This is a genomic window from Nonomuraea sp. NPDC003804 (assembly GCF_040610675.1).
In the GTDB taxonomy this organism is placed as follows: domain Bacteria; phylum Actinomycetota; class Actinomycetes; order Streptosporangiales; family Streptosporangiaceae; genus Nonomuraea.
On the sequence record NZ_JBEXMT010000015.1, the window covers coordinates 1 to 11,428 of the forward strand.

The 11,428-nt window shown below is 71.2% G+C and carries 8 protein-coding genes; 5 read left to right on the forward strand and 3 right to left on the reverse strand.

Features of this window, described 5'->3' with window-relative positions; all coding sequences use genetic code 11:
• Positions 1–393 precede the first annotated feature (393 nt).
• Positions 394–555 (forward strand): hypothetical protein, encoded by a 162-nt coding sequence (locus ABZX22_RS21045; protein ID WP_354911485.1) that lies wholly within the window; start codon positions 394–396, stop codon positions 553–555.
• 323 nt (positions 556–878) lie between these two features.
• Positions 879–1,082 carry a hypothetical protein gene (locus ABZX22_RS21050; protein ID WP_354911487.1) on the forward strand — a complete coding sequence of 68 codons (204 nt, stop codon included), beginning with the start codon at positions 879–881 and terminating at the stop codon, positions 1,080–1,082.
• A gap of 30 nt (positions 1,083–1,112) precedes the next feature.
• Here ABZX22_RS21050 and ABZX22_RS21055 read toward each other — a convergent pair whose 3' ends face one another.
• Complete coding sequence (locus tag ABZX22_RS21055; RefSeq protein ID WP_354911489.1) at positions 1,113–4,463, reverse strand: S8 family serine peptidase; 3,351 nt, start codon at positions 4,461–4,463, stop codon at positions 1,113–1,115.
• Positions 4,464–4,939: 476 nt separating this feature from the next.
• On the opposite strand from ABZX22_RS21055, the gene ABZX22_RS21060 reads away from it, so the two are divergent.
• Both ABZX22_RS21060 and ABZX22_RS21065 read left to right on the forward strand, forming a co-directional pair.
• A complete protein-coding gene (locus ABZX22_RS21060) occupies positions 4,940–5,911 on the forward strand; it encodes a hypothetical protein (RefSeq protein WP_354911491.1) in 972 nt (323 codons plus the stop codon).
• 232 nt (positions 5,912–6,143) lie between these two features.
• Positions 6,144–6,554: a hemerythrin domain-containing protein gene (locus tag ABZX22_RS21065; protein ID WP_354911492.1), complete on the forward strand. Its 411-nt coding sequence runs from the start codon at positions 6,144–6,146 to the stop codon at positions 6,552–6,554.
• 43 nt (positions 6,555–6,597) lie between these two features.
• On the opposite strand, the gene ABZX22_RS21070 is transcribed toward ABZX22_RS21065, so the two are convergent.
• Both ABZX22_RS21070 and ABZX22_RS21075 read right to left on the reverse strand, forming a co-directional pair.
• Entirely contained in the window at positions 6,598–7,794 is a 1,197-nt protein-coding gene (locus tag ABZX22_RS21070) for an MFS transporter (RefSeq protein WP_354911495.1), read from the reverse strand.
• Positions 7,791–8,300 carry a hemerythrin domain-containing protein gene (locus ABZX22_RS21075; protein WP_354911498.1) on the reverse strand — a complete coding sequence of 170 codons (510 nt, stop codon included), beginning with the start codon at positions 8,298–8,300 and terminating at the stop codon, positions 7,791–7,793. Before ABZX22_RS21075 ends, ABZX22_RS21070 begins: the two co-directional genes overlap by 4 nt.
• A gap of 384 nt (positions 8,301–8,684) precedes the next feature.
• Between ABZX22_RS21075 and ABZX22_RS21080 the strand changes: the two genes are divergently transcribed.
• Positions 8,685–11,327, forward strand: a complete 2,643-nt coding sequence (locus ABZX22_RS21080; protein ID WP_354911500.1) for a multicopper oxidase domain-containing protein — start codon at positions 8,685–8,687, stop codon at positions 11,325–11,327.
• Positions 11,328–11,428: the final 101 nt, after the last annotated feature.

Sequence of the window (11,428 nt, forward strand, 5' to 3'; positions counted from 1 at the left end):
AAACCACTCACAAATTATAAAAATTCCAAACCCATAAAAAAAACCCCTAAACGCCCACACCCCCCGGCCATAAAACCCCTGTGGGGTGGGTGCCCAGCCCCCCCACGCCTCTTTGCATTCCTGTCGCCGGCGGTCGACATCATCCGCGAGTGACGCAGGAAAACGGGCCCCGAGGAATCGGGGCTCTTCGTATGGAATCATGCGGCCACCAGGGCCCTTCGCCGACGATCGCGGGTGCATGAACCTTGATGTCGGCCCTTGGGACAATACGAAACCTGGCTTAAGGTAGCGAATCATCACTCCTGGTCATGATGGCGTATGCGTGTGAACTAGACGCACCCTTCCGACGAAAGGCGCCTTCATGATCGTCAAGACCGTTCCACGGGCACGCAGTTGATCCCGGCCCAGGCCGACTTCCTCATCGCCTCCCCCAAGAAGCCCGATCTCGTCATCGCTCCGAGAGAGGGTGCCCAGGACCTGGAAACCCTTCTCGAAATGGAGGAGCAGGGCCCGTGGACGGACCAGTTCTGGCGCTGGCGCGTCCCGCGCACCTGACCCTTGGTTCCGCCTGTCAGGACCGTCTGCGCGGTGGGCTGGAGGCGGTCGAAACGCCGGCCTCGCCCGCGAGCTCGCTCGAAGGCTGACACGCGAAGGAGCCCCCGCCCGCCGTTCTCCGGCGGGCGGGGGCTCACATGTCGGGACACCGTAGACGCGACCCTGCCCGGCTTCCCCGGCCGTCTCGGGCGACGCATCTCCCCTCTCCCGTGTCTCGGGCGGGCTTGACGCGAGGAACGCCGGCTGCCGATTCTGGCTGTCATGAACCGTTCGGCGCGCCGCCGGTTCGTCGCCCGTGGGATCGACCCAGCCGCGCACGAGCCATGAAGGTCTCCTACATCGTGGCGATCGCCGTGCCCGTCGAGGAGTTCCGTGAGGCTCTGGCGGACGTGGCCGGTGCCCGGTTGTCGCGGGAGCTCCGTCCAGGCCAGGTGGTCGTCGTGTGTGACGGGCCCGAGGTCGAGCTGGCCGGCGTGCGCGGGGTGACCTGGGTCCGCAGGGAACGGCCCGAGCACCTCGACAGGTGAGGGGCCCGGCGGGCCGGGCCCCTCAGAAGGCTACTGCACGGTTATCTTGTCCACCTCGACGGTGATGCCCTTGACCTGCGGCGTGGACGTGGCGGTGGTGACCGAGCCGACGCCCGTCGCCACCCCCTTGATCCTCATCGTGTAGGTCAGCACCCCGCCGGGCGCGCCTGGCGTGCTGGTCACGCGCAGGTCGGTGGTAGGCGGTCCGGTGATCTGGCCGCCCGCCGTACCTTCGTCGTTCTCGGCGCCGACGGTCAGGCCGGTGCCGGCCGGCGGTTCGCCGGGCAGGTTGGCGGGATCGTAGGTGTAGGAGATGTCCTCGGCCCCGTTGAGACCGATCCACTGCTGGAAGACCTTCAGGCTGGTGGTGCCGAAAGCGTTGACCCGCCACTCCAGCACGAGCCACCGGTTGACACCGTCGCTGAGCGTCGCGGCGTAGACCCCGGGTGTGCCGGAGCCGTCGAGGTCCGTCCAGTAGCTCGCCAGGACGTTGTTCGGGCGGGCGGGGTCGGGCAGGGTCTGCGGCTGGAAGGTGACGTCCTCTCCGCTGGTGGTGCCGCCGACCACGCTGTAGCCGTTGGAGGTGACGCCGATGCGGTTGTAGGTCTTACCGGCGAAGACGAACGCCGGCACGGTGAAGTTCAGCGCCTGCTCGTCCCCGATCGGGCTCGGCGTGATGCCGAAGGCATCCAGCGGCAGGTAGCCGGCCGGGCTGGCGCCGGGGGCGATGGCGGGCTTGTCGGGCTGGCGGGCGGCCAGCGTCTGCTTGGCCGTGGCGATCTGGGCGCCGATCTTGGTGGCGCCGGTGACGGAGTTGAGGCGCAGCTTGCTGTCGAGCGTGCTGAGCGCGGTCACCTCGGCGTCGGCCAGGGTGTTGTTCTGGACGGTGACGGTGCAGACGGACTCGCCGGTGTCACGGGGAATCGCGGCCGGCGCGCAGGTCTGGTCGATCGGGACGGCGCCCTCCTTGCGGACGAAGGCCACCGGAAGGTGCAGATCCCGCTTGCCGCCGACCTGCTTGAGGTTGACCTGGCCGAAATACTGTCCGTCCGGCAGCTCGGGCGCGGTGATCACCACGCTGATCCTGGCGCTCTTGCCCGGCTTCACGGAGATCAGCGGCGGCACGACCACGATCTTGGCGCCATCGACCGTGGTGCCGCTCGCGGTGTAGGTGAGCGTCTCGTTCGTGACGTTGGTGAGCGTGCGCTTGGCGGTGATGACGCCGGGCATGACCGGCGCGTTGACCGAGGGCAGGTTGAGGTCGATGCGGTTGAGCGTGTCGGTCTGCGCGGCCAGGAAGTTGGCCGCGCTCTCGTCCATGGTCAGGCCGGGGTCACCGGCGCGGGTGAGGTCGATACGGCCGCCGCCGAAGTCGAACGGGTCCGCGGGGGTGGTCCGGTCCTGCTTGGTGACCTTGGTGGTCGCGGTGCTCTCCAGCGCCGACTTGACCTGTCCTGGCGTCCAGTCGGGGTGCAGGGCGAACACCAGCGCCGCCGAGCCCGCCACGTGCGGCGAGGACATGGACGTGCCGGCGATCGCCTGGTAGAGGTTGCCCGGCGGTCCCTCCAGCGGGCTCTCGGGGGTGGGTGTGGTGCCGGCCAGGATGTGCAGGCCGGGCGCGGTCACGTCAGGCTTGAGGAAGTCGCCGCCGGGACCGCGCGAGGAGAACGTGGTCATGGCATCGCCCTGCCAGGTCGCCTTGGTGCCCTGAGTGAACGAGGCGGTGGCGCCGGGGTTGGCGGCCAGGAAGGCGCGCAGCGCGTCGCCGTCGGGCTTGTCCAGGTGGACCGTCGGGATCCAGTGGTTGTCCGTCATGACGTCGAGCGGGCTGGAGTTGTACAGCAGCATGCCGGCCGCGCCGCCCTGCTTGACGTTGAAGCTCTTCAGCACCCGGTTGGGGCCGCGCTCGCAGGCGACGATCTTCCCGGCGAACAGGCCCGCGGGAGCCGGCGTCGTGCACAGCGCGTTGGAGTACGGCGGAGCGGACGCCAGTACCACCGGCAGCGGCGCGTCGACGCCGCCGGTGACAGAGGCGCCCTTGACCGTGGCCGTCACGCCGCCCGCACCGCGCAGCGTGACCGTGGACTGGAAGGTACGGCTCTGCGTGGAGGCGGCCACCGTGGTGACCCAGGGGCTGAGGTGGTTGACCGTGCCAGCGCCGGGCCCGTCGTTGCCCGCCGAGGCCGACACCAGCACACCGGCCGCGTAGGCGTCCAGGAAGGCCAGCTCCACCGGATCGCTGTAGGGGTCGGTGCCGCCGGAGATGGAGAAGTTGATCACGCGGACGCCGTCCAGGATCGCCCGGCCGACGGCCTGTGCGGAGTCGGACGGGAAGCAGCCCTCCGCGCCGCACACCTTGTAGACCGAGACCTGCGCGGCGGGCGCGATGCCGTGGATCGGTCCGCGGCTGATGCCCAGCGGGTTGGCGTCGGTCACCGGTCCGCCGGCCGAGGTGGTCGCGGTGTGCGTGCCGTGGCCGTTGGAGTCACGGGCCGAGTCAGGGTAGACCTCGCCGCCGAAGACCGCGTTGTACGTCTCCAGGTACGGCGCGCCGCCGATCAGCTTGTTGTTGCAGGCGAACACGTCGGGAGCCGGGGTGAGCGGGTTGTCGCCGAAGTCGCACACGCGGGGCGTGCCGTCCTTGGTCGGGCCCGGCGCGGGCAGGCCGCCGGGGTCGGCGAACTGCGGATGCTCGGGCCAGGCCCCCGAGTCCAGGATGCCGACGTTGACGCCCTTGCCGGAGGCGGCGCTGCCGCCGAGCTTGCTGTAGATCGCGGGCGCGCCGATGAAGGCGGGGCTGGAGTCGGTCAGCAGCTGCTCGGCCTTGTCGGCCTGGACGGCGGCCACACCGGGCAGCTTGACAAGGGTCTTGGCCTGGTCGGCCGGCAGCCGCAGCGCGATGCCGCCGTAGACGACCCGCAGTTTCTGGCCGACCTTCGCGGCGGGCAGCGTACGGCCCAGCGCCTCAAGGAACTCGCTCTCCACCTGCTCGATGTGCTTGCCGTACTTCTGGGCGTCGGCGCTGCGCACGTCCAGGGATTTGCCGGTCACCGCAGGGCTGGTACCGGGCAGGCCCTTCAGCCCGCCCTGGTAGGCGGCCAGCGAGTCGTAGTCCAGCTTGACCACGACGTTGACGGTGTCGTGCGTGGTGGCGCTGAGCAAGGCCGCGTCGCTCCTGGCCAGCTTGCCGGTGGCCGACTTGGCGCCGTCCACCAGCTCGCCGCCCGTCACCGGGGTCGCCGTCCATTTCGCCTTGTCGGCGGGGGTGGGGGTGGGGGTGGGACCGGCGAGGGCGGGCGGAGCCGCGGACGCGACCAGGGCTAACGCGGCCGCCGAGGTGATCAGGAGCCTGATCGAGGGTAATTGGGGGTTGCTCGGCACTGAGAATCCTCCCTAGGGACTGCATGGACCCCGGGAAGGCTCGTCACCCACCGCCGGGCAGGCCGGAGGGACCTCGACGACCCTCCCCGGCGGGTGAAACGTGAACGGGCACCCGGTCAGGGCACCCGATCATGACTCGGAGACTAATTCGAAGTCGGGATTTGGCCTATAGGGGGAAATTGCCAATCTTGCGCGGCATGTCTGGCAGCTATCGTCACCGACTCCCGGGCACGGTGTGGCGCGCGGCGCGCCTCGCCGACGAGCGGATGGGGCGCGCCGCGACCTGGCCGGACCGCCGTCGCCGCCTGCTGGTGACGAACGGTCATGGTTTTCGGGACCAAAGACCTTCGCCGAGCCAAGGACGGAGCGCAAGGCTCGAACCGTCGCGCCTGAGCATGCCTTCCCCGCCCGCGTCAGGCGTGGCCCTTCAGAAGCAGATGGCGTGGGCGCACCTGGGACGCAACGTGAGGAGCAGCATGACCAAGCCCTTCGACACCCGCTCGGGCGTGCGCCGCGTGATCGAGGCCGCCATCGCCGCGCCCTCGGTGCACAACACCCAGCCGTGGCTGTTCTACCACCTCAAGGACAGTGTTTCCGTGTACGCCGACCTCCGTCGCCGGCTGAAGGTCGTCGATCCCCTCGGGCGCTGCCTGGTCATGAGCTGCGGAGCGGCGTTGTTCAACATGAGGCTGTCCATCCGGATGACCGGGTGCGAGGCTCGCGTCCTGCCGTTGCCCGCACCGCGCTCGGCGCCCGATCTCCTGGCTGTCGTCCGTACCGCCCCGGGAGAGCCGCCGTCGGCCGAGGAGCGACGGCTGCATGCCGCGATCCCCTGTCGGCGCACCAACCGTTTTCCCTTCGACGATCGTTCGCTGCCTCCTCACGTCGTCGCCGATCTCGTCGCCGCTGTCCGCCAGGAGGGGGCGAGTCTCGTCATGCTGCGCGGCGGGGCGGCCCGTCGCGTTCTTGACATGATCGCCGCCGCCGATCGGGCGCTGTTCAGCGATGACGCCTACCGTGGCGAGCTGTCCCGCTGGACGGGCGACGGCCCGCGCGCGGACGGCGTTCCGAGCCACGCCTTCGGCCCGCGTCCGAGAGACAGCGGGTTCCCCTTGCGTGACTTCAGCCTCGGGACCCGGCTGGAGGTGGCCGCCTACGAAGGCGATCCGCAGATCGCCGCCCTGTTGACCGGCGGCGACGGCCCGCGCGACTGGCTGGCCGCGGGGCAGGCCCTGCAGCGGCTCCTGCTCACCGCCACCGCCCACGGGGTGTCGGCGTCGTTGTTCAGCCAACCGCTGGATCTCGGAGACGACCGGTACGGCGGGCTGCGGGCCGGGACGCCGGGCCAGGTGCAGATGCTCCTGAGGCTGGGATACGGTCCACCGGTCCCGGCCGTGACGCGCCGTCCCCTCCACGAAGTCCTCGACGCACGGCCGTGGCGCCCCTGACGCGGCACCGTCCGCCATGGCAGTCCGTGATCCGTCGCAGCGAAGGCGGTGACCGCCTGGCCGGTGTCGGGATCTCCTGTCCCGACCACCCGGCGATTTCACGAGGGCCGAACGACCCTTCGGAACGGGTCTGTCGGCCCTGCCCGCACGCTGGACGGGCGGGCATCCTTGGCCACAAAACCACACGATGAGGTCAGAGATGTGCAATTACTGCGGATGTCGGGAGTTCCCGTTGATCGGGCAGCTCACCAGGGAGCACGTGGAGATCCAGGAGATCGCCGGCGCTCTGCGCAGGTCGATCAACGACGGCCGCCACGACGAGTCCCTGGCGCTGCTGGACGCCCTGCTCACCCGATTGGTTCCGCACACCGCCACCGAAGAGAGCGGTCTTTTCGCGGAGCTGCGAGCGGATGGGACACTCGCCGACGAGGTGGACCGCCTGTGCGCCGAGCACGCCGACATCCATGAGGCGCTCCTCGGCGTGAACCGGGCGGTCCCGGACTGGGCGCTGGTCCTCGCCGCCGTCCAGCGGCTGCACCGGCACATCGACAAGGAGGAGCACGGCCTGTTCCCCGCTGCCGCGATCATGCTCCCCCTTCCCGCCTGGGACAGGATCACCCCTGAACAGCTCGTTCCCGAGTGACCGGCGAGGACAGGCAACGGGCACGAGCCCGTCCGCGGACCGTTCAGGCGCGCCGGCGGAGGATGAACCAGCAGTAGACGAACGCCCCGCAGGCCATGGTCGCCAGCAGCATCAGCCCGATGGCGTAGGAGCCGGTGGACTGGAAGATCAGGCCCATCACGATGGGCGGGAGGAAGCCGCCCAGACCGCCCGCGGCGCCCACCACTCCCGTGGCGCTGCCCACCATGGACCCGGGGACGCCACGGCCGAGCAGCGCGAAGACGGCGCCGTTGCCCAGGCCCAGCGCGGCGGCCATGACGAGGAATCCGGGCGTGGCCACGACCATGACGGGGGCGAAGGAGACCACGATGGCGCAGACGACCACGGTGGCCAGCACCGCCGACAGCACCTTCTCGCCGCCCATCCGGTCGGACAGCCAGCCGCCCACCGGGCGGGCGAGCGTGGCGAGCAGCACGAAACCGGCCGCCCTGGCGGCGGCGTCGGCGGTGGTCAGCCCGTACTCGGCCTTCAGGTAGAGCGGCAGGTAGACGCCGAAGGCGACGAAACCGCCGAAGGTCAGCGCGTACATGGCGGCCAGTTCCCGGGTGATGCGCAGCCTGGCCGCCGTCACGAACCTGGTCAGGAACGGCTCGGCGGCCGGCCGGGTTCCGGGCGCGTCGCGGCCGATCACCAGGAAGGCCACACCGACGGCGACCATGGCCACCGCGACCACGAGGAAGGGGGCCGGCCGGCCGTACTGAGCCGCGATCCACGGCGTCGCGAATCCGGAGATCGCGGTCCCGATGTTGCCCATGCCGAAGATGCCCAGGGCCAGGCCGCGCCGCTCGGGCGGGAACCACGCGCTGACGAACGGCACGCCGATGGCGAAGGTGGCGCCGGTCAGGCCCAGGACGAGCCCTCCGGCGAGCAGGGTGGGATAGCTGGAGGCGAAGGCGAGGAATATCACGGGCACCACGCCGAGGAGGCTGGCCACGGCGAACATCAGCCGCCCGCCGTACCGGTCGGTCAGGGCGCCCAGCACGATCCGGCCCAGCGAGCCGATGACGACAGGGACCGCCACCAGGATGGAGACCTCCAGCGGGGTCAGGCCCAGCAGTTCCTTGTACACCGGCCCGAGCGGGCTGAGCAGCGCCCACGCCCAGAAGTTCACCGCGAAGCCGGCGGTGGCCAGCAGGAGCGCCGTCGTCCTGCCGCTCGTGGCGGCCGTCGACGCGCCGGCGGGTGCCTGCACGGTTGTCATATCGTTCCTCCTGTGTCGCGCGCCCGGACCGTGCCCGCCCAGGTCAGAAGATCGAGGTTCTTCTCCAGGGCGGCGTCGCGGGCGGCGAGAATGTCGATCACCTGGTCGCATGACAGCGTCTCGGCCATGAGCGACAGCCCGTCACATTCGCCGACGTGCGACAGGACGCGCCGGGCGAGCTCGATGCCGTGCTCGGCCCGCAGCGGGTCGATCCGCGTGCGGTCGGCCAGTTCCAGCAGCCGGCGCACATCGCGGATGACGGCGTCGTGCTCGGCGAAGAGCCGGTCCACGTGTTCCTCGCCGACGACCGGCATCAGCCGCGGGAAGAGCGATTCCTCCTCGTAGCGGAAGTGCGGGCCGATGACGGCCGTCAGAGCCGCGACCGCACGCCGTGCGCGCGTCGTGTCGCGGGCGTCGAATGCGGCCATCAGCTCGAGGAGGTGGTCACGCGCGTCGCGGTGCTCCTCCCGGAACGTCTCGGCGAAGTCGTCACACACAGCCACCACGGAACCCCTTCCCGTTCATGGACGCCTGCCCTTGCGGCCGCCTCTGTCGAGAGCACACACATTGCACGCGAAGGACGTCGCACCGGCCTAGGGACCAAGGTCCCTGTTCGCCGGACCGAGCGTCCCTCGAGAAACGGCGGGGAACTCAGGAGGGACTTTGGACCCGCGCTTCGTGGACTTTCGCCCGCCCTCCGGCCCGGCGCCGTTGCCTAGCCTGACGACGACCGTTGGACGAGGCCGACATGGTTCCGGCTTGCCGCGCCGCGACCGCGGCGCGTCCGGCCTGCCCGAAGGGATCCGGCGTGCTGCCGCGCAGGTGCCGCCGTTCGCCGGATACGTCGTGTCTCTCATCGCGTCCAGGGCTCGGAGCGAAGGGAAGCTGGCATGCCACCCGTCGAGGTGATGATCGGTAAGAAGCCGGGCGGTGCGCCGCCGCGGCCGCGCGCATCCTGGCATCTGCGGGCGAACGCGGTCGTGGTGGCCTGGTTGGGCTTGACCGTGGCCGCCGCCCTGGCCCAGCCGCAGCTGCCCGCGCCGCGCTGGCTGGTCGTCCACCTCTTCCTGCTGGGCGCGGTCAGCACGGCGATCCTGATCTGGAGCGAGCACTTCGCCGCGGCGATCCTCCGCGCCCCGGCGCCGGACCGGCGCGGCAGCCTCATCCGGCTGGGCACGCTGAACGCCGCCACCGTGGCGGTCCTGGCCGGCGTGTCCGTCGGACCGTGGCCGGTGGCAGCGGCCGGGGCCGTGGCGGTCGTGGCGGTGGTCGTCTGGCATGCGATGGTGCTGGCCGGGATGACCAGGCGGGCGCTGCCGGGGCAGCTCGGCCACATCATCGGCTGGTATCTGGCCGCCATGGGCGCTCTGGCGGTGGGCGGAACGCTGGGCGGCCTGCTGGCCGCCCACGTCGGGCACGGCGTACTCCACGAGCGGATGCACGCCGCCCACGCGCAGTTGAACCTGCTCGGCTGGGTGGCTCTCACGGTGCTCGGCACGCTGTTCATGCTGTGGCCGACGCTCCTGCGCACCCGCCTGTCCGTGCTGACGCGGCGCTGCTCGCGCATCGCCCTGTGGCTGGCCGTCGCGGGTCTGGTGCTGACGTTGTCGGGCCTGCTGCTGGGGCTGCGGTGGGTGGCGGTGGCCGGACTGGCGGTCTACCTCGCCGCCGTGGGTGTCGCGCTGACCCCTCTGGCCGAGACGGTACGGCGGCGCCGCCCGCACACGGGGGCGGCCTGGACGGTGGGCGCGGGGGTGGCGTGGTTCGGCGTCGCACTGGTCGTCGACCTCGTCCTCGTCGTCATGCACGGTCCCGACGATCTCGCGCCCGCCCTGGAGCCGCTGCTGCCGCTGATGCTCGCCGGGTTCCTCCCGCAGGTGCTGCTCGGCTCACTGATGCACCTGCTGCCGGCCGTGCTCGGGGGCGGGCCGATCCGTTTCAAGGAGAACGCCGACCTGTTGGCCAGGGGCTGGAGGTACCGGCTGGTCTCCGCCACGCTCGGCGTGGCGCTGCTGGCTCTGCCGGTTCCCGCCTTCTTCGACGTGGCGGGCTGGGCCCTCGTCCTCGCGCCCGTGGCCGCGTTCGTCATGCTGGCCGTGACCGCGTTCGCGCGGGCGCGCCACCGGGAGGGGCGAAGCCGGGCCACGCCGCTGGGCGTGGCCGTCGGCTGTCTGCTGACGGCGGCGGCCGTGGCGGTGGCGATGTCAGGAGGCGCCACCACGCCCCAGCTCCAGGTCGCTCCCGGGGCCGCGCGGACGGTGGAGGTGACGTTGTCGGGTATGCGGGTACGGCCGGCCGTCATCCACGCCGCCCCGGGCACGGTGCTGACGCTGCGTGTCACCAACGCCGACGCCCAGCGCCATGACCTGCGGCTGTCCACAGGGGAGAGCACGCCGATGCTCCGGCGGGGACAGACCGCCGTGCTCCGGCTGGCCCCGCTGGCGGCCGGGGTGGAGGGCTGGTGCACCGTCGCCGGGCATCGGGCGGCGGGCATGACCATGCGCATCGAGCCGACCTCCGGTGTGGCCGGCGGGCCGGGCGGCGAAGGCCGCGCCGGACCCGACGGCACCGGGCACGACGGCACCGGGCACGGCACCGGGCACCGGCAGGCCACCGGGCAGCCAGATGGCGGGCAGTCAGGTGGCAGGCAGGGCGCGGCCTCCCTGGATCCGGCCGCGCCGATGTCGCAGGGCTGGCAGCCGTACGACGCCGTGTTGCCGCCCGCGCGGAGCGGGAGGGAGCACCAGGTCGAGATCCGCGTGAAGGAGACCGACCTGGAGGTCGCGCCGGGCGTGCGCCGCAGGATGTGGACGTTCAACGGCACGGTTCCCGGCCCGGTGCTGCGCGGCAAGGTCGGCGACACCTTCGTCGTCACGTTCGTCAACGACGGGCTCATCGGACACGGGATCGACTTCCATGCCGGGGCCCTGGCTCCCGACGGACCGATGCGCACCATCGACCCGGGTGAGCGGCTCACCTACCGCTTCCGTGCCGACCGGGCAGGCGCCTGGCTGTACCACTGCTCCACCATGCCGATGAGCCAGCACATCGCCCACGGCATGTACGGCGCCGTCATCATCGACCCGCCGGGCCTGCCGCGGGTCGACCGGGAGTTCCTGTTCGTCCAGGGCGAGCTGTACCTCGGCCAGCCCGGAGACGCAGCCCAGGCGGCCAAGATCCGGGACGTGCGGCCCGACGGCTGGATGTTCAACGGCACCGCCGCCGGATACGACCACGCCCCCGTCAAGGCCAGGGCCGGGGAGCGGGTGCGGGCCTGGGTGGTGGCGGCGGGCCCGACTTCAGGAACCGCTTTCCACGTGGTGGGCGTGCCGTTCGACACGGTCTACGAGGAAGGCGCCTACCTGCTGCGCAAGGGCGACCCTGGCGGGGCCCAGGTGCTGGACCTGGCCCCGGCGCAGGGTGGCTTCGCCGAGTGGGTGTTCCCGGAGTCGGGCCACTATCCCTTCGTGGACCACGGGATGGTGCGGGCCGAGGCCGGCGCTCACGGGATCTTCTCGGTGGGCGCACGGTGACCCGCCCGCCGGCCACGTGATCCGTGGCCCGTCAGGTGACATTCCGCGCCACCGCCGCCGGCTCGACCCGCGTCAGGCCGATCGGACGTGCGGAAAGGGAC

Bases quoted from the DNA above. Each gene is read 5' to 3' on its own strand.
- ABZX22_RS21050 (WP_354911487.1), top strand. From the start codon at position 879: ATGAAGGTCTCCTACATCGTGGCGATCGCCGTGCCCGTCGAGGAGTTC.
- ABZX22_RS21060 (WP_354911491.1), top strand. From the start codon at position 4,940: ATGACCAAGCCCTTCGACACCCGCTCGGGCGTGCGCCGCGTGATCGAG.
- ABZX22_RS21070 (WP_354911495.1), bottom strand. From the start codon at position 7,794: ATGACAACCGTGCAGGCACCCGCCGGCGCGTCGACGGCCGCCACGAGC.
- ABZX22_RS21080 (WP_354911500.1), top strand. From the start codon at position 8,685: ATGCCACCCGTCGAGGTGATGATCGGTAAGAAGCCGGGCGGTGCGCCG.